The sequence below is a fragment of the Bifidobacterium tsurumiense genome (assembly GCF_000741765.1).
Lineage (GTDB): Bacteria > Actinomycetota > Actinomycetes > Actinomycetales > Bifidobacteriaceae > Bifidobacterium > Bifidobacterium tsurumiense.
Genome location: NZ_JGZU01000004.1, coordinates 191,228 through 213,915, shown reverse-complemented (window position 1 = coordinate 213,915; position 22,688 = coordinate 191,228). Strand labels below are relative to the sequence as shown.

The 22,688-nt window shown below is 53.5% G+C and carries 15 protein-coding genes and 1 pseudogene; 4 read left to right on the top strand and 12 right to left on the bottom strand.

The window, feature by feature from the left end:
• Nucleotides 1-106: 106 nt before the first annotated feature.
• The 6 genes from BITS_RS03015 to BITS_RS02990 form a co-directional block, all read right to left on the bottom strand.
• Nucleotides 107-304, bottom strand: coding sequence for a hypothetical protein (locus BITS_RS03015; protein ID WP_026642593.1), 198 nt, complete (start codon nt 302-304; stop codon nt 107-109).
• A 253-nt stretch (nt 305-557) separates the two neighbouring features.
• Entirely contained in the window at nt 558-2,255 is a 1,698-nt protein-coding gene (locus tag BITS_RS03010) for an NAD+ synthase (RefSeq protein WP_026642592.1), read from the bottom strand.
• Between the two features lie 6 nt (nt 2,256-2,261).
• A complete protein-coding gene (locus tag BITS_RS03005; protein WP_026642591.1) occupies nt 2,262-3,410 on the bottom strand; it encodes a M20 metallopeptidase family protein in 1,149 nt (382 codons plus the stop codon).
• An 83-nt stretch (nt 3,411-3,493) separates the two neighbouring features.
• Nucleotides 3,494-4,180, bottom strand: a complete 687-nt coding sequence (locus BITS_RS03000; RefSeq protein WP_026642590.1) for a methionine ABC transporter permease — start codon at nt 4,178-4,180, stop codon at nt 3,494-3,496.
• A gap of 11 nt (nt 4,181-4,191) precedes the next feature.
• Nucleotides 4,192-5,403 (bottom strand): methionine ABC transporter ATP-binding protein, encoded by a 1,212-nt coding sequence (locus BITS_RS02995; protein ID WP_044259318.1) that lies wholly within the window; start codon nt 5,401-5,403, stop codon nt 4,192-4,194.
• Nucleotides 5,404-5,679: 276 nt separating this feature from the next.
• On the bottom strand, nt 5,680-6,672 hold the full coding sequence (locus BITS_RS02990; protein WP_026642589.1) for a MetQ/NlpA family ABC transporter substrate-binding protein: 993 nt from the start codon (nt 6,670-6,672) through the stop codon (nt 5,680-5,682).
• A gap of 290 nt (nt 6,673-6,962) precedes the next feature.
• On the opposite strand from BITS_RS02990, the gene BITS_RS02985 reads away from it, so the two are divergent.
• Complete coding sequence (locus tag BITS_RS02985) at nt 6,963-7,805, top strand: Cof-type HAD-IIB family hydrolase (RefSeq protein WP_044259315.1); 843 nt, start codon at nt 6,963-6,965, stop codon at nt 7,803-7,805.
• A 97-nt stretch (nt 7,806-7,902) separates the two neighbouring features.
• On the opposite strand, the gene BITS_RS02980 is transcribed toward BITS_RS02985, so the two are convergent.
• Complete coding sequence (locus BITS_RS02980) at nt 7,903-8,442, bottom strand: peptidylprolyl isomerase (RefSeq protein WP_026642587.1); 540 nt, start codon at nt 8,440-8,442, stop codon at nt 7,903-7,905.
• A gap of 108 nt (nt 8,443-8,550) precedes the next feature.
• On the opposite strand from BITS_RS02980, the gene tpx reads away from it, so the two are divergent.
• A complete protein-coding gene (tpx, locus tag BITS_RS02975) occupies nt 8,551-9,048 on the top strand; it encodes a thiol peroxidase (protein WP_026642586.1) in 498 nt (165 codons plus the stop codon).
• 96 nt (nt 9,049-9,144) lie between these two features.
• Here tpx and BITS_RS02970 read toward each other — a convergent pair whose 3' ends face one another.
• From BITS_RS02970 to BITS_RS02960, 3 genes are all read right to left on the bottom strand, one after another.
• Nucleotides 9,145-11,436, bottom strand: a complete 2,292-nt coding sequence (locus BITS_RS02970) for a RelA/SpoT family protein (protein ID WP_154568441.1) — start codon at nt 11,434-11,436, stop codon at nt 9,145-9,147.
• Between the two features lie 102 nt (nt 11,437-11,538).
• Complete coding sequence (gene dut, locus BITS_RS02965; protein ID WP_026642584.1) at nt 11,539-12,027, bottom strand: dUTP diphosphatase; 489 nt, start codon at nt 12,025-12,027, stop codon at nt 11,539-11,541.
• Nucleotides 12,027-12,320: a DUF4193 domain-containing protein gene (locus BITS_RS02960; RefSeq protein WP_026642583.1), complete on the bottom strand. Its 294-nt coding sequence runs from the start codon at nt 12,318-12,320 to the stop codon at nt 12,027-12,029. Before BITS_RS02960 ends, dut begins: the two co-directional genes overlap by 1 nt.
• Nucleotides 12,321-12,485: 165 nt before the next feature.
• Between BITS_RS02960 and sepH the strand changes: the two are divergent.
• Nucleotides 12,486-13,601: pseudogene (gene sepH, locus BITS_RS09070) on the top strand (septation protein SepH).
• A 105-nt stretch (nt 13,602-13,706) separates the two neighbouring features.
• Here the strand turns inward: sepH and BITS_RS02950 are convergent.
• Nucleotides 13,707-14,969: an alkaline phosphatase family protein gene (locus BITS_RS02950; protein WP_026642581.1), complete on the bottom strand. Its 1,263-nt coding sequence runs from the start codon at nt 14,967-14,969 to the stop codon at nt 13,707-13,709.
• A gap of 115 nt (nt 14,970-15,084) precedes the next feature.
• Here BITS_RS02950 and BITS_RS02945 point away from each other — a divergent pair, with 115 nt between their 5' ends.
• Nucleotides 15,085-17,745, top strand: a complete 2,661-nt coding sequence (locus tag BITS_RS02945) for a DNA gyrase/topoisomerase IV subunit A (RefSeq protein ID WP_026642580.1) — start codon at nt 15,085-15,087, stop codon at nt 17,743-17,745.
• Between the two features lie 29 nt (nt 17,746-17,774).
• On the opposite strand, the gene BITS_RS02940 is transcribed toward BITS_RS02945, so the two are convergent.
• Complete coding sequence (locus tag BITS_RS02940) at nt 17,775-22,688, bottom strand: DEAD/DEAH box helicase (protein ID WP_026642579.1); 4,914 nt, start codon at nt 22,686-22,688, stop codon at nt 17,775-17,777.

Genomic DNA, 22,688 nt, shown 5'->3' with positions numbered 1-22,688 from the left:
TGATATTGTGTGTGTCGGCGGCGCGTCCTTACGTCGCCTGCTACGCCACCCATTGTATGTAACCCTTTCTGGAAAAAAGCCGAACAAGAACGTGAGATGCGTCACATTATTCCTGCGTGTCGCCCCATTGCTTCCATCTGCGATCTTCATCATCCCATAGCAAATTGCGGTGTTGCGCGATGTCCCAGGCGTGCAAGGCATCCTCTTTTGAAGCGTACGGCCCCATACGTTGAGAGGCTGGAGAGAGCGGCCCGTACTCCGGCTGCTGAGTAACCGTGTTGAAATACCATTGTCTGTTTTGCATACCCATAAACCTCCCGATTACGATACGCACACATCATCTGGAACCGTTTTGCCTGTCCCGTGCCTTCAAGCTCATCCCATGAAAAGCATGAAATCTTCTACGTGAGTTTCATATGCTTTCGCATTCCACACAGATCGCCCAAACCCAATCGATCACGGACGCATTGACAGGCCATTCCCGTTCAGAGCAACAAGCGGTAACAAACGCGAACCCACTTACGCAAGATACATGCGAACTAACGTGGCACAGTCAATTATTCACGCAAGCCGCTGGTTATCGGGAGCCTGCGGTCACGTCCGAAAGCCAATGAACTCACCTTGGGACCCAGAGGATACTGACGACGCTTCCATTCGGCCCTGTCGACAAGTCGCATGACGGTATCGACCGTGCGCTCATCATACCCATCCGCCAGCAAATCCGCCCGACCGTGCGCATGCTCGATATACGAGGCAAGCACTCGATCCAGTACGTCATATTCAGGAAGCGAATCCGCATCCTTCTGCCCCGGCCTGAGTTCGGCGCTGGGAGCCTTTTCGATTGAATTCACGGGAATCATCACACCATCGGATAGTGCGATTCCCTTGTCTTCGCCCTCATTGCCGACAATATTGAGACCACCTATGCCGACACCCTGTGCCGCGGCCTTGTTACGCCACCGCGCCAGTTGCCACACTCTGGTTTTGAACACATCCTTAATCGGCGCATACCCTCCAACGGCATCGCCATAAATGGTGGAATATCCGCAGGCCAATTCCGACTTATTGCCCGTTGCCAAAGCCAATACGCCTTTTGCATTGGAATATGCCATGACGATGACGCCACGAATGCGAGCCTGCAGATTCTCTGCGGCCACGCCTTCCAATGACAGCTGATCCTGGAAAGAGGAGAACAAGCTTTCTATCGGTTGCACATCATAATGCGCGCCGATTCGCTCAGCCAGATCTGCCGCATCGTCTTTCGATCCGTCCGATGAATACATGCTCGGCATCGATATGCCCCACACATTCTCTCCGCCGCAGGCGTCAGCGGCCATAGCCGCCACAAGAGCCGAGTCAATGCCTCCGGACAGCCCCAAGCACACACCTGTGAACCTGTTCTTGCGCATATAATCCTTCAGACCCAAAACGCAAGCCGCATACACTTCCTCATCGGGATCGCGAGGCTCAACAACGGTTCCCACCCTCTGTTGCTCCGCTTGTGTGTCAAGATCGAAATAATCCAGGCTTTCAACAAACATGGCACTGCGCTGGATCATGCCACCGTCAGCATCCACCACAAAGCTGCCGCCATCGAATACCAGATCGTCCTGTCCGCCCACCTGATTGAGGTAAATGACCGGCGCGCCGACTTCTTTGGCTCGTTTCGCAGCCAATTCAACGCGGGTATGCATCTTGCCCTCTTCATAGGGAGAGCCGTTAATCGTGACCAGAACATCGATATCCTGTTGGGCCAATGCGCTCACAGGTCCGCCGTCCTGCCAGATGTCCTCGCAAATCGCCACTCCCACACGAGCTCCGTCAACATCGAGCACAACTGACTGATCGCCTGAAGAAAAGATACGATACTCGTCAAAAACGCCATAATTGGGCAGGAAATGCTTGTCATATGCGGCCCATACCACGCCGTTATGAAGTACCACCATACGATTGCGAGGCTTGTCACTATTATGATCGGTTCCTACCGTACCCACGATCACATACAAATCACCCATGCCCTCATCACGCAACGATTGCGCCAGGGTGTTTGCAGCTTCCCATGCGGTCTTGCGGAATGTGGCTCGCAAGGCGAGATCCTCGATGGGGTAACCCGTCAGGGTCATTTCGGGATACACTACAACCTGCGTTTGTGCTTCAAAGGCGCGGCGAGCGTAGCGTAATACGGATTCAACATTGGCTTGCACATCGCCAATACATGTATCGATCTGGGCAAGGGCGAAACGAATCTGACTCATGACTCCCTAGTGTAGTTCAGCTGCGACACGCAATGCGGCATTCGCATAGAATTCAGCGGTGGGTTGTATGGCCTCATCCAATGCCACAAAGCGCGGGCTGTGCCAATCATGATGATCCGGCGCACCGTTTGAACCGATGAATGCGAATACCAGCGGCATAACCGTGCCATATTCGGCGAAATCCTCTCCTGCCATGCTTGGACGAATGGGCTCCAATTGGGCATATTGCGGGACTTCATCGGCGACTGCCCTGCTGAGTTTGGCATCACCTTGCAAAGGAATCTGCACATGCTGCCAATCGATATCAGCTTCTATGCCATATGCCTTGGCGGTGTATTCGACCTGTTCACGGAAACGCTTCTCGACCAGATCCTCATCCGCCTTGGAGAAGAAGCGTATAGTACCCATGCATCCGGCTTGGGCGGGAACGACATTCCAAACATGCCCACCATGCACTTGTGTCACAGAAAGCACCACGGCATGGAATGGAGAGATGTTACGACTGACTATGGTTTGCAATGCCAATATCATGCTGGACAAGGCCTCGATCGGACCGGTTCCCATATGCGGATATCCGGCATGCGTGCCCTGTGCATGCAATGTGACAGCGAATTTGACACATCCGGCCATTATCGGCTCAGTGCCTACGGCAATCTGCCCTGGAGCATAATCGGGATTATTATGCGTACCGATTATGGCTTGGACTCCCTCGAGTGCGCCGCTGTCCAATACCGCCCGAGCACCCTCTCCTGTCTCCTCTGAAGGCTGGAACACCAAGCGGATGGAGCCTTGTATGTGACTGCGATGTGACGTCAGCCATCGAGCGGCTGCGAGCAGACCCGACATATGGATATCGTGACCGCAGCCATGCATGACCCCGTTATTGACCGAGGGGAAGTCCAAACCTGAATCTTCATGTATCGGCAAGCCGTCGATATCAGCACGCAATGCAATCCTAGGTCCGGGCAACTCCCCTTGAATATCCGCGATAACAGCGGTATCCAATTTGGTTGTCACAACAGGAATACCCCATGTCTGGAGCTGGTGAGCAATGTATCTGCTCGTTTCCCTCTCCTGGAATCCCAATTCAGGATGGGCATGCAACCAGTGACGCAAGTCCACAATCTGCTGATCTATTTCGATATGTGCTGTCATTATGTCTCTTTTCCACTCGCCCGATGGTGGAATACGCCAAGGAGCCGTCATCCAGCAAAAATCTTGAGAAGGTGAGATTCGTTCTATCGTTGCCGTTTCAATATGCGTTTCGCGAGCGCATTCGCAATACCCTGAACCACCTGCACCAGAATGATCATGATGATTACGGCAGTCCATGTCACCACGCTGTCGAATTTCTGATAGCCGTATGCGATCGCGAAATTACCCAGACCGCCGCCGCCGATATATCCGGCCATAGCCGACATATCCAAAACACCGATGAACAGGAAGGCATATGCCAGAATAAGCGGCGCCAAGGCTTCAGGGATAAGTACGGTGCGAATAATGGTCAAACGAGAGGCCCCCATCGCCCTCGCGGCTTCTATTATGCCCGCGTCCACTGGTACGAGATTTTGCTCGACCAATCGTGAAGTGGCGACTGTGCACATGATGATCATGGGGAACATCGCTGCTGTGGTTCCTATGGAAGTGCCGACAACCGCGATGGTAAGCGGCTGCATCGCCGCCAAGAAGATTATGAATGGAATGGGTCGGATGATATTCACCAAGGTATCCAAGATGCGATATACCACTGCGTTTTCCAACAGATTTCCGGGTCGTGTGCCATAGAGCACCACACCCAGAATCAAGCCAAGGAATCCTCCGACCACCAAGGTCACCAGCACCATTTGCAGGGTCTGACCAATGGATTGAAACAGGATCGGCTTCAATACTTCCCAATTCGTGCCCCGCGCACTTAACGTCACCATCTGCACTCCCCTTACTTCTCAGCCTGACACTCACACTGCTGCTCAGCGGCTTCAGTCAGTGCGCCCTCGTCCACGTCCGACAGTTGCTTATCGCCATACGTATTGTTGGAAACCGGCACAATTGCCTGCGCATATGGCACAGGATCCTGAGCAGTACCGAAATCGGCGATATCGCTGTTGCGGGCAAGATCGTTGAGAAAAGCCTGAACCAGATCCTCTTCACCGGTGAATTCGTAGGTAATCGCGCCAATCGCGACCCCATTGACGGTGTCGATTCCACCAAAGAGCAAGCTGCTATTGACCTCATGCTTGGCTATGAGATCCGAAATATCCTGACCCGAGGCTGAAATCACGCCTTGTTGCGCTTGCACTTCTTTTTGGCGAATCAGCACAGTCACCAGACGGCCCGGCCATTGTTCACGCATCGCACCTATTCTGGCTTCGTCCGGAACCCCGGGCAACGCCGTTGCGATAAACCGCCTGGTCACTGACTGCTGTGGGGCTGCGAAAACATCATAGACATCGCCGCCTTCGACAACGGTTCCTGCACTCATAACAGCCACGCGATTGGCTATCTGCTGGACCACATTCATCTGATGCGTTATGAGCACGATGGTGATCCCTAGCTGCTCATTGACACGCTTAAGCAAAGCCAGTACTTCAATGGTGGTATCCGGATCCAGAGCGCTCGTTGCCTCGTCGGCGAGGAGAATGTCGGGATTCGTGGCCAATGCCCTTGCTATGCCTACGCGCTGCTTTTGACCGCCGGAGAGCTGTGAAGGATAGCTGTCCGCATACGCCGCAAGGCCTACGAAATCCAGAAGCTCCTGCACTCGGCGCTGCTGATAATCCTTGCGCCAATGATCCAATTGTAGAGGGTATGCGATATTTTCCGCCACGGTTTTGGTGGAAAAGAGGTTGAATTGCTGGAAAATCATGCCTATTTTCTGGCGGACCGGGCGCAGCTTGGATTCTGAAAGCGTCGTGATATCGGAGCCAAGTACTCGGACCGTTCCTGATGTGGCACGTTCAAGTCCGTTGATCATGCGCACAAGAGTCGATTTTCCCGCACCGGAATATCCTATTATGCCGAAGATATCGCCACGATTGATCCGTAGGCTCACATCATCCACCGCCCGTACTGCAGAGCCTCTCCCCTTGCGAAATTCCTTGACGACATGGTCAAGCTCGATAATCGCTTCACCATCGGCTGATTCGCTCATGACCTTTCCTTTCCGTGCGCTCTATTGGATGTTGTGCCACGCTTCATTGCAGTCCGCAGACATGCGCCGCAGTCTCCTTTGTCAGGCACCTCGACCGGCCCGTTCCTGCCGCAACGACTGTACCTTAGGTTGCCGAGGCGAAACGCCGGACAACCAACTCACAGCAGTATGGGGTGCAGCCCTCGCTTATGGCGAAGGCAACACCCCGATTGGGCCTATTGATTTGCCTTGCACTTGATGCAATCGACTGTGCAGTCTATGCAGACAAGGCCATAATCATGATGCATTGCGTGCATCCTGCTCAATATCCGCAAGGAATCCCTGAAGCTCGCTGGCAGTATAGTTGTTGGCGAATACAGCAGTACCGCCCGATTCTTCCTGCAAAGCGTCAAGAACTTCCTTGGACTGGTAGAGCTCAACCAGCTTCAGATAGGTTTCGTTGTTGATATCAGCCTTGCGCGAGACGAATGCGTTGATGTACGGCCTTGCCTCTTCGCTTTCCGCATCATCCTGATAGATGGCGTCCTGGGGATTCAACCCCGCATCCGCCACATAGTCATTGTTGATGACGCCGGCTGCGATCTGCGGATCCTTCAAAGAATTTGCCACCTGCTCAGCCTTGAGAGCGGTGACCTGCACCTTCGAGGCATCGGTGTCGATATCGGCTGGGGTGCTGAATGCAGTCCAGTCTCCCTTCAGCGTGACCAGACCGGCTGCCTTCAAAACACCGATTGCACGAGCCTGATTGGTCTCATCATTTGGGATTGCGACCGTGCTGCCTTCAGGAATGGCATTGATATCGGTGTATTTCTCGGAATACACGCCCAGAGGATATACTGCCACGCCGCCGATAGGCTGAAGATCCTTGTTATTTTTCACATTGTAGTTTGCCAGATACAGCAGGTGCTGGAATTCATTAAGATCCAGTTCTCCGGAGTCCAATGCCGGATTTTCGGAGGTGTAATCCTGGAAATCGACAATCTTGACTGCGATTCCCGCTTCCTTGGCCTTCTTTTCAAAAGCAACCCACTGCGGGTCAGTGGCACCGACCACGCCGATTTTCACAGGATTGGATTCGCTGCCCTTCGCAGCATCCGACTTGCCTGCAAATGCGCGATAGCCGAAGAACACTGCGACAGCGAGCACTGCAACCACAATCACTGCAATGATGGTATTGCGTGCGGTGTGGTTGACGCGCACAGGTTCATCCTTGGAAAAACCACTTGGATTAGGAGTCGGTTGAATTGGATTGCTTGGTTCCGAAGCCATGTTATTTCCTCTCTTCGAATTACGTGAAGTAATGTGTCATCCACGATAACGGACACTTTGTGCCAATCAGGCTATTTTGGGGCAATTGCCTTATACGTGTTGTTTATGACGGGTATTCCACCCTACTCGTGACGCCATTTTGCTAGGTTTGGCGCTGATTTGCGTGGGCTGGTTTCCAGGACAGCTTTGCGCATGCACAGCCAGGTTCGCATACTGCTTATCATGCTGATGGCCACGCGAGCTATCATGCTGATGGTCACACGAGACGATGCTCTGAGTAGACTGAAATCATGACTCATTACGATGACGCTATGAAATCAGCAACCTCATCCCCTATCAAAGCCGTTTTCTTCGATATCGATGGCACCTTGACAAGTTTTGCCACTCACTCAATTCCTCAATCAACGATCCATGCATTGAAAAAACTCAAGGAACTCGGCATCAAAATCTTCATATGTTCGGGTCGCGGCCCTTCATACATGGATGTGATATTGGATATGATGCCTGTTGAATTCGATGGGTTTGTGGGCACCAATGGGCAGTATTGCTTTGATAACCACGGTTTTCTCGAGCGTCAATATATGGATCGCGAAGACGTTGGCATCATCGTTGACTGGCTGGCGAAGCATCCGGAAATCCCTGCAAATTTTGTTGAAGAAGACCGAGCCTATTTCAATTTCATCAATGATATTCTGCGGAATGCGTGGAAGTCTCTTGGAGGCACTGCTCCGAAGGTTCTCGTTGACGGGAACCGCGCTCAACACGCAACGGATCACGACATGTTGCAAATAAGCGCCTACGTCAATGACGAGCAACAGAAGGAAATAATCTCGTTATGCCACAATGTTTCAGGCGTGCGTTGGCATCCTTCCTTTGTCGATCTCATCCCGGCCGATGGTGGCAAGCCTGCAGGAATGCAGCGATTCATGAAGCATTACGGCTTTGATCAATCGCAGGTGATGGCATTTGGCGACGGCGGCAATGACATCACCATGCTGCAATTTGCCGGCATCGGCGTGGCTATGGGGAACGCCACTGATGATGTGAAATCTGCGGCTGACTGGGTGACCGACTCCGTCGATGATGACGGTGTGATGAATGCACTCGTCCACTTCGGGGTCATTTCACAATAATTGGGCTCAATACACATACCCCGCGTTCGCAATGCGCGACCGCGGGGTATGTGTTATCCGGCGATTCGCCGGCAATGCAAGTGAGACTACGGAGTACTCAGTCTTCGATTTCGATGGAAACGATGCCCACCGGTTCCACTGGCGCATCAGAGCCATCAGTGGTCACGGATTCGAGCTTGTCGACCACTGCCTTGGACTCATCATCAACAACTTCTCCGAAAATGGTGTGATGTCCATTGAGCCAAGGAGTCGGAACCGTGGTGATGAAGAACTGTGAACCGTTGGTGCCGTGCACCTTGCCGTCCATGCCGCGGCGCAAACCGGCATTCGCCATGGCCAGCAGATATGGACGATCGAAGGTGAGATCCGGAACGATCTCATCGTCGAAATCATAGCCAGGGCCACCGGTGCCGTTGCCCAATGGGCAGCCGCCCTGAATCATGAAGTCTTTGATGATACGGTGGAAGGAAAGGCCATCATAGAACGGCTCGTGAGAAGGCTGGCCTGTCATCGGATCGGTCCATTCCTTCTTGCCTGTGGCAAGTCCGATAAAATTGGCAACTGTTTCAGGAGCCTTGTCATCGAACAGGTTGATCTTGATATCGCCGTCGGTGGTCCTCATAGTAATTGTTGTCATGTCGCCAAGTTTCGCATGGCCTTAAGACCTGCACAAGTCAATTCTCCACACGCGTATTGCGCACTATCCATTCTTGCACTAGCCTGTAAAGGCTGTCATAATGACGGTATGGCTACTATTACTCTTGAAGGCAATCCGGTTTCCACAACCGGTGAACTGCCTGCCGTTGGTTCCTCTGCTCCTCAGTTCACTGTTGTCGGCGCTGATCTGTCCGAAATCACTTTGGAAGACTATGCCGGTAGCACCGTAATCCTCAATATTTTCCCTAGCCTTGATACGGATACCTGTGCGCGTTCGGTCCGTGAATTCAACCGTCGCGCCGCCGAGTTGGATGGCGTATCAGTGCTCTGCATTTCCGCAGATCTGCCTTTCGCCGCCGCACGATTCTGCACCGTTGAAGGCATTGAACACGTGGCCACCGGATCCACATTCCGTTCCTCCTTCGGAGAGGATTATGGAGTTCGTTTCGCGGACGGTCCTCTCGCCGGCTTGAATGCACGTTCCGTTGTCATCATTGACGAAGACGGCAAGGTGACGTACACGCAGCTGGTTCCGGAAACCACTGAAGAGCCGAATTACGATGAAGTGTTCGAAGCTCTGAAATAAAAGTTCACTCAAGTCAATGGGCCGTGCATTGTGTGGTGAAATGCACGGCCCATTGACTTATGCTATGGCTTGACTTTCGTTGAATCGAAGGCGGCATCACATCTTGCGAAGACGCGGTTCTGCAGAATCCTTCGCACCGGTTATGCGATACACATCGAATACGCCATCGATTTTGCGCACAGCAGCCAATAATGTGTTCAAATGCTGTGGATCGGCCATTTCAAAGGAGAATTGGCTTGTCGCCACGCGATCAGAACCGGTGGAAATGGTGCCTGAAATGATATTCACACCATGATCCGAAAGCACGCGAGTCACATCCGAAAGCAAATGCGGTCGGTCCAAGGCCTCGACCTGAATCTTGACCATGAACAGACCTTTTGTGCTGGTCCATTCCACAGGAATGACCCGCTCGGGCTGGCGCTTTTCGAGATCAAGCATATTTTGGCAGTCAGTCCTATGCACAGAAACGCCTTGATTGCGCGTGATAAATCCAACGATCGAATCACCTGGAACAGGAGTGCAGCAGCGAGCAAGCTTCACCCAGATGTCGCCCACACCCTGCACTGACACACCGAGAGCATTCGTGGTTCTCTTATTATGCTCAAGCTTCTTGAGTGGCAGAGCTTCTTGTTCCACCTCTTCATTGACTTCGTCACTTCCCGCATCCTTCACCAGATGGGCAATGACATTCTGTGTTGAGACCTGTCCCTCACCTATAGCCGCGTACACCGCATCGGCATTCGGCAGCCCCAAATCATCGGCTATGCCGACCAGTGCCTGTGCAGTAAGCAATGTCGCAATAGGCAAATTGCGCTTACGCATCGCACGCGTCAGCTCATCCTTGCCTTCTTCAATGGCTTCGCTGCGTCGCTCCTTGCTGAACCACTGGCGAATCTTGTTTCTTGCCTTGGGGCTCTTTACAAAGCTCAGCCAGTCACGGGAAGGTCCGGCGGTATCCGATTTGGATGTGAGCACCTCAACGGTATCGCCATTTTCCAACTTCGTATCCAAAGGCACCAAACGACCGTTGACGCGTGCACCCATGGTGCGATGGCCGACTTCAGTATGCACAGCGTATGCAAAATCCACCGGTGTCGCCTGCGCAGGTAGTGAGACGATCTTGCCTTTTGGCGTGAAGACATAGACCTCGGATGCGCCCAAATCCTCTTTCAAAGAACCGAGGAACTCATTGGAATCCGGTGTTTCACTCGTCCAATCGGCGAGCTGCTGAATCCATTTGAGATTATCCGCTTCGCTCAGTTCCTGGTTCTCGTCGCGTTCACGCTTGCGATCATCCTTATCAGGAGAGCTCAGGGCTCGTCCGGCCTGGCCGTTTTCCTTGTACTTCCAATGGGCCGCAATGCCGAATTCAGCACGACGATGCATATCCCAAGTACGAATTTGAATTTCTACAGGCTTGCCGCCAGGACCCACAACCGTCGTGTGCAAGCTCTGATACATATTGAGCTTGGGCATGGCGATATAGTCTTTGAAACGTCCTGGAACCGGACTCCAGCGAGCATGGACCGCTCCGAGTGCCGCATAGCAATCCTGGATGCTATTGACGATTATGCGTACCCCGACCAAATCGTAGATATTGGAAAAATCGTGACCTCGCACGATCATTTTCTGGTAGATGGAGAAATATTCCTTTGGACGGCCGCTGACATAGGCGTCGATATTCTGCGCTGAAAGATCCTCATTGATCTCTGCGAGAATTTGCTTCAAATACACCTCGCGCTGCCCGGCACGCCTTGCCACCAGCACCACGATTTCGTTATATATCTTCGGATACAGGACTTTGAAGCTCAGCTCTTCAAGCTCGGTTTTTATGGCATTCATGCCAAGACGATTGGCTAGCGGCGCATAGACATCAAGGGTTTCATGAGCTTTTTTCTGAGCACTGGTGGTTTTGACATATCGCCATGTGCGTGCATTATGCACACGATCTGCAAGCTTCACCACCAGGACCCGAACGTCACGGCTCATGGCGACGACCATCTTGCGGATCGTCTCTGCCTGAGCAGAATCGCCGTATTCCATCTTGGAAAGCTTGGTGACGCCATCCACCAGTCCGGTAACCGTGTCACCGAATTCCGCCCGGCACTCATCCAAGGTGTAATCGGTATCCTCCACCGTATCGTGCAGCAACCCTGCTGCAACTACGAGTGGCCCCATGCCAAGATCGGCCAGTATCTGAGCGACTGCAATGGGGTGGATGATATAAGGCTCGCCCGATTTACGTCTTTGGCTGGAATGCTGAGCGACCGCGCGCCGATAGGCCCGCTCCAGAATGCTCAGATCCTCATCAGGATGATGGAAAGCGCACACGCTGGCGATAGGCTGCAGAGGATCGAGCGGATCCGGACTGATTTCACATCCAAGCATCCGAGCCGAGTGAATGTCCTCCTCAGATTCGGTCACTGCGCCACCTCCTTCGTGTCTTATTGCTTATCCTACTCATCCATCGGTTGAATAACACACCACATATTACGCAGCGATGGGATCCGATACTCCAGTCGAGCCAAATCCGCGTTCTGCGCGATCCGATCCGGGCAGGCTTTGCGCCTCGATGAATCGAGCTTCGACATAGCGCTGGATAACCAACTGCGCGATGCGGTCTCCTGGCTCGAAAACGGCTGTGCGATCCGGATCCAGATTGATCAGGGGCACCTTGATTTCCCCCCGATAGCCTGCATCCACAGTGCCTGGAGCATTGAGCACGGTCACGCCTTGCTTCACCGCCAAGCCGGAACGTGGGTGCACCAGAGCCACATATCCTGCAGGCAGGGCTATTGCCACTCCGGTAGGTACCAAGGCCCTTTGGAAGGGTTTGAGCTCAATATGCTCGGTTGTGCGCAAGTCTGCGCCTGCATCGCCGGCATGGGCGTAAAACAGCTCAGCTGGCAGCTCATCGCTCATCGAGCGTACGAGGACTTCGATCTGTTCTGGTTCGTTATATGCTTCGTCATATGCCATTAGGCAGCACATTCCTTGCACACCGGCTGTCCATCAGCCGTGGTGTAGGCCAACTGACTGCGATGCTTCACCAAGAAGCATTCGGAACAGATGAACTCATCACCCTGCATCGGGATAACCGTCACCGAAGCATCCTCATTGCTCAGGTCGGCGCCTGGCAACTCGTAGTCTTCGGCAATGGCGTTCTCGTCATCGTCAATGTCGCTGGAAGAATTCTGTGAGCTCTTGCCTAATGCCTGCAGCGACTCCTCGTCCTCATCCTTGTTACGAGGGGAATCATAGTCCTGTGCCATTGCGATCCTTTCGTCGTGTGTGGCTCGGGTTTTGTGCCACAGAATATATCACTTTTCCCACGCATAGGATACACGTGTTGCGGTGCGCGCAAAACACGACACGTGGGACTGGACAATAGAAGTACGTATGATGGTTGCAGTACTAAGGAAGAAAGTGGTGCGCGCATGCCTGAAAATCCGCTGAATGAAGCCAAATTTGAACGTGTGGGCGACTCTGGGGAGCTCGTGTTTTCGCTTGGCAACGCACAATTTGTCGTGCGTGTCGACGACACCTTGGAACACGCTATTCTTGAGGCGAAACAGCTCAAAGCTGAAAATCAACGGTATTCACAGGCCCAACCAACCCATTCCTTGCCCACTTTCGCAAATACAGGCGCTTATCCGAGTGGGTGCGGAACCAGCCCAGGTAGCCGAAAAATACGGTCTGAGCGAAACCTTGGTCCGTCGGTTCTCCGCTGCGGTGGAAACGGAAAAACAATATGCCATAACGCAGTTCTTCACAGTCCCAGCCCCTAAGGAAAGCAGAGTACGCACTGTTGCAGAGCTGGTTGAACGCACACTTGCCGCAGCCAGAATCGGCATGGAATCCGTCTCGTGGAAGGCAACACGACGTGGCTTGGAACCATGGAAGATCACCGCGCAATTCGAATCCGCAGGCCGTCCCGTTCGTGCGGAATGGTACTGGGATATGCATAACAATGCAATTACCAGCCTGAACAACGCTGCGAGAAAACTTCTTGGGGAACGCGACAACGCCGAGCTTCCTGCGACGACGAATAATGCGCTTATGACTTCCACCGAGCGTGACGCTGAATTCAATGTGGGTTCCGTATCCATTCCCGGCGACTCGGTCCGATCCGCTCGTATCGAACGTGCCGTGTCGGCTTGGAGAGCGACTGATCGTTCGACAGAACAGGCAGCAGCCTCCGCCGCTTCGAATGCTTCGCCTAACACGGCAGCACCGGCAGCTGAGGGCGTGCAATCGCAGCAAAATCCCACCTCAAGCACCACTGCAACGAATCCTTTGACTCCCCGTTCACTCAGGTCGGCACATCTGCGCAACGTCAAGATGGTTCGCAAGCGGAACAGGTGACTTCTGCACAATCACTCCCCGCTATGCCTGCAATGCCTCAACCTACGAGTAGCGAACCGGGGACCGAGCATTCCACGGATGCTGCGCAAAGCGAGCACGCACCGAATGATCCAGCATTGGTGAAACCGAATAAACGCAAGGGCCGTTCCGCCGTGCCTAGCTGGGATGAGATACTCTTCGGAGACTGAGAGCTGAGAGCATAGGGCATAGATGGTTGGCCTGGGCCCAGCCATACTGAATCTATTTCAGCTTAATCAGTGGCGAACGCCATGGTAACGAATGCTGCGCTCCAATCAGGCCATGTCGATGAAGCATGGAATATCCATCTCCACAGCACTCCTTGAGCCGTGCACACTAGGCAGGCTTATGGCTTTTTCGCTCTGGGTTCTGGAATCGACAATGGTCACACGATGAAGAGCGGCCACCACGATATCGCCGATCATCGGCTTGACGCGATCCTCCACAAGGCCATACACGCCAGAAGATATGGCTTCGTCGCGGGTCTGCACCACAGCACGCCCGGCCAATCGGTCTCGCCAACGCTCGGCCACTTCCTCGACGTCATGCGAAGGTTCAACATAGAGCATCGGAGCCCTGGGTTCTCCACCAAGTTGAGCGACGCCCTGAGCCAAACCGGGATGTTCGGCGATATCGATGCATTGCTCGGGATCAGCGCTTATCATGCCATGGTCGGCAACGATCACGATAAGCGTCCCTTTGGGCGCGCTGCGTCGCAATAATGAAAGCTGGGCATCCACCCGTTCAAAGGCTTCCGTCCATTGCAAGGAATCCCAGCCGTAATTATGCCCCACTTTATCCGTATCGCGTATGTACAAGTAGGTCAATCCTGGAGTGGTCGCTGCACGGCATGCCAATGCAATCCTCGAGCTCGGAGATATGTGCCCTTGATATGTGGCTCCGCGCAACGCTGCCTGAGTCAACGGGGAATCGGCGAATTTGGGAAGCCCTACACTCGTGACACGAGTATGTCGGGCCAATTGTTCAAATACTGTCGGTTCTTGCTGGAGTTCATGCGGGGGCAATGAATCCTTGAATTGGATGAGTTGGGCGATATTCCCTGTTTGGGGATTTCTTTGGGTGTATCCCGTCATCGCAGTCATTCCAGGACAAGTGCCGGTGCCGAATGTTCCCATGGCTGCAACGGTTGTGCTTGGCATGCATGTGGATATGGGGTGCTCGTTTTCCGTATGCGACAGTAGCGAGCGTAAATACGGTGCATGACCAACCCGCATGGCAATATTCCAGAATCCCAAGCCATCAACTAGTGCCACTATTGCCGATCTGGCTTCTGGAAATCCCAAAGCCTGGCGAGCCTGTGCCGGATCCTGATGCAATGCCGTAGCCACAGGACACCCTATGGCATCGCTTAAAGCCGGCATTACCGCCGATAGGGAACGCAGACCATATGCTTGCGGTAGACTCCCTTGATTTCCTGCAATTCGAGCCTTCGCCGCCACATCCCCGCGCACTTCCCCCAAAGCATGCATTGTCCTGAGTTCTAGCAGTTCTTCTATTGCAGGCACTTCGATGGTCATAGTCCCCATTGAAGCACTCGTCGGCGAAAACACACGCATTTGGGCGGTCTTTCGGATAGTATGGTGCGGATTGTTCACTCATTGAGCAACTGGTCCAAGGGAGTTTTCAATAGGTATGGCACATCGCAAAACGTCACAACCTGCGTTTGATCCGAGAACGGTACACGAGAATATTATCGAAACGCCGTTGAATGAGGAGATGAGCAAATCCTTCCTCGAATACGCATATTCGGTGATCTATGCACGTGCCTTGCCGGATGCTCGAGATGGCCTGAAACCTGTTCAGCGTCGTATCGTCTATCAAATGGGCCAGATGAATCTGACCCCTGATCGTGCGTATATGAAGTCTGCTCGTGTGGTCGGCGAAGTGATGGGAAAGCTCCATCCCCACGGCGATTCCGCGATTTATGACGCCATGGTGCGTTTGGCCCAACCTTTTGCCATGCGACTGCCTCTGGTCGATGGTCACGGTAACTTCGGTTCATTGGACGACGGCCCCGCTGCCAGCAGGTACACCGAAGCTCGATTGGCACCGGCTGCCTTGGGAATGAATGCCAGTATCGATGAGGATACGGTTGATTTCACGCCAAATTATGACAATAAGCTGCAAGAGCCCACTGTCCTGCCTTCAGCCATACCGAATCTGCTAGTCAATGGCGCCTCAGGCATTGCCGTGGGTATGGCGACCAATATGGCCACGCATAATCTCGGCGAGGTGGTCGCTGCTGCCAAATATCTGATGGCTCATCCTGATGCTTCCTTGGAAGCATTGATGCGTTTCGTTCCCGGACCCGATTGGCCCGGCGGCGGCGTGATCATTGGCCGCGATGGCATTCGTGAAGCATATGAGCATGGACGCGGTGCTTTGACCACTCGTTCGACAACCCATATCGAAAATGTGACCGCCCGTAAAAAGGCCATCGTCGTCACCGAATTGCCGTTCATGGTAGGACCCGAGCGAGTGCTTGAGCGAATCTCCGAAGGAGTGAAGAACCGCAAGCTAGAAGGCATCTCCGGGGCAATTGACTTAAGCGACCGACATAACGGCACTCGACTTGTCATCGAAATCAAAACAGGTTTTGATCCTCATGCCGTCTTGGCGCAGCTTTTCAAGCACACCCCGCTTCAGGATAATTTCACGATGAATAATGTGGCTTTGGTCAACGGCAGACCACATACCATGGGCCTCAAGGAAATGCTGGATGTGTGGATTGACCATCGTCGCAGGGTCATTCGCCGCCGCAGTGAGTTCCGACGTCGCAAGGCGGAAGAACGACTCCACCTGGTTGAAGGTCTGCTCCTGGCTCTTATTGACATCGATGAGGTCATTCAGGTGATCCGCACTTCCGAGGACGCCGAGGCAGCGAAAACACGGCTTATTGCAGTATTCGATCTGGATGAGGTGCAGGCTCAATACATCCTTGATCTGCGCCTGCGCAGACTGACTCGTATGAGCCGCATCGAGTTGGAATCAGAACGTGATGATTTGCGCAAGCGCATTGAGGAACTCGAACGGATACTTGGCTCTGCCGAGGAATTGGATCGTGTGGTAACCGATGAAATGGATCAAGCCGTCGCTCAATGGGGCAGCCCAAGACGCACGGTATTGCTCGATTCCGACGAATCCGGAGCGTTGGTTCCTGTCGTGAGCGAGGCAGGATCAGCGGCTCTCCCCGCTCAGGCGACTGCCGCTATTCGTTCTGCGCAAACCGTCTCGTCTGCGGCAGCCGATGTTGCAGCTGCCGCCGCTGCCCGCAAGGCCGGTGAGGATGACGCTGCTGCGGCAGCCTTGCAGCTGGATGACGAGCCTTGTGCGGTATTGCTCAGCGCTTCCGGATTGATCGCTCGCAGTACTCCAACCGCCGTGGATGCATGGCAGTCCCGCAGCGCCATGGACCATCGGGGTCCTGATGAGCAAATCGTTTCGATTGTGTCCACAACCACGCTTTCCACCTATGGCCTGATCACCTCGGCGGGCCGCTTGGTCGTGGCACATGCAGCCGAGTTGCCTGTGGTTCCTGCTTCGGCAATCCTCAGCGTCGCTTCAGGTGTTCGCGCTGACGACCTGCTCGCTTTGACGGAGAGCACCGATCCTGTTCCCGGCGAGCATGTGATTTCCGCTGTGGCGCTAGCCGAAGATCACACCAATCCTCTTGCACTGGGCACGACCATGGGCGTGGTGAAGCGGTGGAATAGGGAGTCTCCAACGACTATGGATTCGTGGAGCGTCATCGATTTGAAGGATGGCGATAGCGTTATTTTCGCAGCGGATGCCAACGATGAGGATCGTCTCGTATTCATCTCTTCAGACTCTTCCTTGCTGACGTACGAGGCTTCCAATGTGCGCCCACAAGGACGAACTGCAGGCGGCATGGCCGGTATTCGTCTGGCTGAGGATTGCACAGTCGTCGCATTCAATGTCATATCTGCCGGAAAGGTCTCATGGACCTATGACGAGGATGACGACGGGCTCTTCTCGGCGTCCGGCGCAGTGGTGCTTACTGTCGCCGGAGACAAGGATGCCCTGCCAGGTACAGAAAACGGTGCAGCCAAGATCACCCCTCTGGAAATGTATCCGACCAAAGGCAGGGGCACTGGCGGCGTACGTTCGCAACGCTTCCTGAAAGGTCAGAACATACTTATCGCTGCACATATCGGAGAGTATCCATTATCTGCCAGCACCGAAGGCGGAAGCACTGTGGAACTGCCCAAGCCCGATATGCGTCGCGATGCGTCTGGTGTGGAACTCGCCTCACCGATTGCTTATATTGGCTGATCGGCCGGTTGGCTGCCGTTTCGCATATCTCACATATACAGGCGAAGACCTTGAGGAGTCGGTACATACCCGACCTGTTTCAGTGCTTGCACCGCTACCCCACCTCGGATCGGTGACAATCCATTGATGTCCGTGACCACTGCCTTGGTGTTTGCCTGCGCTCTCATGCACTGAGCCAATTGCTGCATAGCGGCTTCGACTTCAGCGCTGCGTTCATTGCTATCACACTCTTGAGTGATAGCGATATGTCGACCTTTGCCGGAAATATACGCAATCGCACAGTGTTGCCCCACAATAACGGCATTCCCAGCCTTTCGCTGTGGCTGAGCTGATTCCCCGACCAATTGCGGCCAAGGGAAAAGAGATCCCACAGTATTGGCGGGATCCATAGCATCCAGCATGATTGCGCCAAACTGTGTTGCGCCACCGGATTGACGCAGTGCATCGACAGTTTCCCTTGCCGCAAATTGTGCACCACCAAGACCTTCTACGAACATACCCCGAAGAAGCACACCGCGTTCTTCCATGCGAGCGAGCACAGGATACATCCGGGAAAAACCTCCGGGGATGGATTCCAACTCGACCAGAGGCTGCGCGATTATGCCATATCTATCAAGCAGGGCTTCTATTATCGCCATGATTCGTTCTTCGGCGCTCGGCTTGGTTTGCGTACCGATTATGGACCACATGCCGCCGAGGGATGGTGGAATCGCACCGCGGTTCGTGGCGTATCTTCTACGCATAGAACGTGCGGAATGCATACGTCTTGAACTAGGAGCCGCTGTCGATTTGAGCAATGCTCGGATCGGCATAAACGAACTATTGGTCACACTCCCATACCAGACAAATGCCCATAATGCCTTGGCAAAATCCTCTTCGTTCCATGCCGCAGCCACCATAGCCTCCGCCTGCTGCTGCACATGTTGCACTTCAGATTGGATCATGCCGCGTACGCAGGAGGCTAGTTGCGAGACTCGGTAAGCGCCGCCATCGCGCAATACCTCTTCGATCGCAGCACTGATTATGGTTTGCGTATCCATACCTGAAGCAATCAATGAGGAGAATTGAGATTCATTGGCCGTATCGACTGCATGGGCTGCAACGTTTTGATAAAGGTTGTTCGTGGCATCTTCAGTTGGCTCATCTCGATTGAAGATGGATTGCTTTGGCTCCGATTGTTCCGCAAAATCGGTCTCAGAGCGTTGTCGATTCGGCATGACATCGTTGTGCGGCGCAGCCGACCCCAAGAGTGTTGAATCCGATACATACCATGCGATATTTCCTGTTTCGCCATACCGTATGGGCGCGTGATTCGATGACCCTACCCATACCACTTCGCCAGACGCAAGCAATTCATCAAGCATAGCGGGCTGGTATCCGCGAACGCGCCTTGGAAATACGGACTGTTCCCATATTCGCGCAGGCAAAGCAAGTCCTTCGCATTGCTCTATAACCCGCATCAAACCATCAAGGCCTTCATATTGTTCCTTGCCAACAGGCCCCACACCTTGTCTGTCAATAAGAAAACGCTGATATTCCTGCGCGGAAACCGGACGAATAGCTTTCCTCGCTTTGCGCAATGATCGCTTACGGATCAGTCGTAACACATCGCGATGGATCCACTGTTCTACTCCTGCCACATGCCGTTCATCCTCAACGAAAGTGCCTGAAAGCACCTCACCTGAACTGCGCATGGACTGCAATATCCGCACCGTCTGTACTGCATCTAAATGCAGTTGCTCCATGACCTCATCAGCGGTGAATGGCCCATGCGTTTTGGCAAATCTCGTTATGCGCCCCTGAATATCATCGTTGGATAATTCATTCCAGAATTGCCGTCCTGCCAGTTCCTCCTCAACTTGTGAGATAACGTCTGCATCCAGAATCTTGGACATCGGCTCCTGACCGATAAGACGCTCCAAAGCATGCATATCCATAGCAAGCAATTGTGCATCGCGCTCGGCTTGCGGCATATCGCCCTGATACATCACATCGCCAAGGAAGCCGAATAAAATCCGTTGCGCAAAAGGAGAAGGGGTCGTAGTCTCGACTTCCGAGATGGTTATGGTTCCCGTTTGCAACTGGTCCATAATCGCAACCAAGGCGGGTAAATCATATACATCTTGCAGGCACTCTCGTGCGGTTTCAAGCAGTAGCGGGAAATGCGCCTGCCGTTTAGCCACTGACAACAGCTGGGATGCTCGTAATCGTTGTTGCCACAGCGGAACTCGTTTGCCAGGGCGTGTTCGTGCAAGAAACAGCGAGCGCGCAGCACATTCGCGGAAACGGGCTGCGAACAAAACGGTCTGCCCAACATGTTCCTGAACTATTCTGCGCAGGTCCTCACTATCGCAACGCAATATGTCAACGATAACCGAGGGATGGACGCCATCAGGAAGACGAATCACAATGCCATCATCAGCAGCGTGGATTTCCCCATCCACGCCAAAACGTTGGTATAACAGCGATGTCAAAGCGAGCGCCCACGGCTCATGCACTCTCCTGCCATAGGGAGAATGCACTACCACCATCCAATCATCCTCTTCATCTTTATATCGTTCGACAACGATTCGTCTATCGTCGGGGATGATTCCTGTGGCGCTACGCTGTTCTACCAAGAGCTGGGCAAGATTTGCTATGGCATTGTTATCCAGACCGTCGCTTCGCAATCTGGATACTATGTCGTTTTGAAATGTGGGTTGCGATATTGGAAAATGACCTTGTTCCTCAGCAAGGGCAGCGCCTGGTCTTGGCGGATCGTTCGATGCCTCCGCCACTTGAAAAACTGCTGAATCCTGCTGTGCTTTGTTCGTTGCCATCAACCCATGCGAAAGATCGCGCAACAATCGCCCTTCCGCACTCGCAAAATCGGCATCCCGTCCATTGCCTTCGCCATGCCAAAACGGCAATCGTGCACGTTGACCCGGTGCGGGAACCACAAGCACTCGGTCACGGGTTATCTCTTGAATACGCCAGGAAGAAGTGCCGAGAGTAATCACATCGCCTACGCGAGATTCATAGACCATTTCCTCATCCAACTCACCAACACGGCGTGGAGCCGATGAAGAATCGGATTTCGGCATCAATACGGTGTACATGCCGCGATCTGGTATGGTTCCGCCACTGGTCACCGCCAGGCGTTGCGCACCAGGCCGAGCAATAATGCTTCCCGTCTCGGTATCTTTGTCGAGTGGCGGCCTGAACACAGAAAAATCTTCACTGTTATAAGCACCAGTCATCATGCCGAGAACCGAATCGAATGACTCTCGATCCAAATGCGCGAATGGCGCAGAACGCAAAACCGTTGCATACCATTCATCAGGATTCAGGCTTTCCAAAGCCGCTGCCGCAACGGTTTGTTGAGCCAAGATATCAAGTGGATTGCTGGGCACAGCCATGCGTTCGAGTTCACCGGCTCTCATGCTCTCCACACTTGCCGTCATCGTGATGATCTGCTCACGGGTCAGTGGATACATCAATGCCTTGGGTTTGCCGCCCACAGTATGATCAGCCCTGCCTATGCGTTGCAAACCTGACGATACGGATAAGGGTGGCGCGATCTGAATCACCAAATCGATACTTCCCATATCGATGCCGAGTTCCAGGCTTGAGGTTGCCACAACACAACGCAGCCGGCCTTGTTTGAGGCGATGTTCAATATCGGCGCGCCTCTCCTTGGAAACTGAGCCATGATGCACCATGGCTATTGGCGATGTATGACCCGTATTCACCAGCATCGAAGTCGGCCCCATCAATGAACTGTGGTGCCTGGTGTCATCTGCTGTTTCGGAGGTTTGCGCAGCTTCCTTATGAGCACTGTGCATTTCGGCATATGCGTCATTTAATCGTGCAGTCAAGCGTTCTGCTAAGCCCCGTGAATTCACAAATACCAATGTGGTGCGATGCTTGAGGATCTCTTCCAGAACGCTGTGCTCTATCGCCGGCCATACGGATGCATTGGTCACACTGCCATGTTGTTGCGTGGGCAATTGCCATTGCTCTGACGCTTGAGCATTCGACGCTGAAGCGTCAGACACCTTCGAGTTTTCATATTGCTGATTGCGCTCGGCAAGCCGCTGCATGGCCGGAGTCACACCGGTTATTCGAGGTGCGGGCATATTGGAACGGGGCGCGGCTGCGGCATGAATCGAGGATGAAGCAGTTGAATTTGCAGTATCCCTCATATCTGCGAGCGGCTCGACCACCCGAATATCCATGTCAAGGCGAGTACCGGCATCGATGATGTTGACTTTTCTGTCACCGCCCAACCACCGAGCCGCTTCGTCGACCGGACGGACAGTGGCCGATAACCCGATTCGTTGAATACGATGCTGTGCGTTGGTTTCCAGCCTCTCCAAGCTGAGCGCCAGATGAGCTCCTCGTTTGCTGCCTGCCACCGCATGGACTTCATCGACAATAACGGTATCCACCGTTTCCAAGATGCGCCGCGCTTTGGAAGTCAGCATCAAGAACAAGGATTCCGGTGTGGTCACCAAGATATCAGGCGGTCGGCTGACGATGCTTCGCCTTTCTTGAGCCGTGCTGTCGCCGCTTCTCATGGCAACTCGAATATCAGGCTCAATCCCGAGATGTGACTTGCACGCTTCGGCTATGCCTTCGAGCGGGATCTGCAAATTCTTGGCCACGTCGACGCCAAGTGCCTTCAGCGGGGAAATATAAAGGACTTTGACGCCTTTTCGCCGCTTGCCTTTCTTGGTCGCGTTCCGTTGTTCTCGATATTTGAGTTGATCGTTGATGAGTCGATCGATGGCCCAAAGAAATGCGCTTAAGGTCTTGCCTGATCCTGTGGGAGCTATGGCAAGCACATGATCTCCCCTGCGAATGGCTGGCCACGCCTTCCGCTGCACTTGCGTGGGATGAGAGAAGGAATGCGCAAACCACTGTGCAGTAACCTCAGAGAATCCTTCAAGCCCGTCGTACAT

Bases quoted from the DNA above. Each gene is read 5' to 3' on its own strand.
- BITS_RS03015 (WP_026642593.1), bottom strand. From the start codon at position 304: ATGCAAAACAGACAATGGTATTTCAACACGGTTACTCAGCAGCCGGAG.
- BITS_RS03010 (WP_026642592.1), bottom strand. From the start codon at position 2,255: ATGAGTCAGATTCGTTTCGCCCTTGCCCAGATCGATACATGTATTGGC.
- BITS_RS03005 (WP_026642591.1), bottom strand. From the start codon at position 3,410: ATGACAGCACATATCGAAATAGATCAGCAGATTGTGGACTTGCGTCAC.
- BITS_RS03000 (WP_026642590.1), bottom strand. From the start codon at position 4,180: ATGGTGACGTTAAGTGCGCGGGGCACGAATTGGGAAGTATTGAAGCCG.
- BITS_RS02995 (WP_044259318.1), bottom strand. From the start codon at position 5,403: ATGAGCGAATCAGCCGATGGTGAAGCGATTATCGAGCTTGACCATGTC.
- BITS_RS02990 (WP_026642589.1), bottom strand. From the start codon at position 6,672: ATGGCTTCGGAACCAAGCAATCCAATTCAACCGACTCCTAATCCAAGT.
- BITS_RS02985 (WP_044259315.1), top strand. From the start codon at position 6,963: ATGACTCATTACGATGACGCTATGAAATCAGCAACCTCATCCCCTATC.
- BITS_RS02980 (WP_026642587.1), bottom strand. From the start codon at position 8,442: ATGACAACAATTACTATGAGGACCACCGACGGCGATATCAAGATCAAC.
- tpx (WP_026642586.1), top strand. From the start codon at position 8,551: ATGGCTACTATTACTCTTGAAGGCAATCCGGTTTCCACAACCGGTGAA.
- BITS_RS02970 (WP_154568441.1), bottom strand. From the start codon at position 11,436: ATGCTTGGATGTGAAATCAGTCCGGATCCGCTCGATCCTCTGCAGCCT.
- dut (WP_026642584.1), bottom strand. From the start codon at position 12,027: ATGGCATATGACGAAGCATATAACGAACCAGAACAGATCGAAGTCCTC.
- BITS_RS02960 (WP_026642583.1), bottom strand. From the start codon at position 12,320: ATGGCACAGGACTATGATTCCCCTCGTAACAAGGATGAGGACGAGGAG.
- BITS_RS02950 (WP_026642581.1), bottom strand. From the start codon at position 14,969: ATGACCATCGAAGTGCCTGCAATAGAAGAACTGCTAGAACTCAGGACA.
- BITS_RS02945 (WP_026642580.1), top strand. From the start codon at position 15,085: ATGGCACATCGCAAAACGTCACAACCTGCGTTTGATCCGAGAACGGTA.
- BITS_RS02940 (WP_026642579.1), bottom strand. From the start codon at position 22,688: ATGTACGACGGGCTTGAAGGATTCTCTGAGGTTACTGCACAGTGGTTT.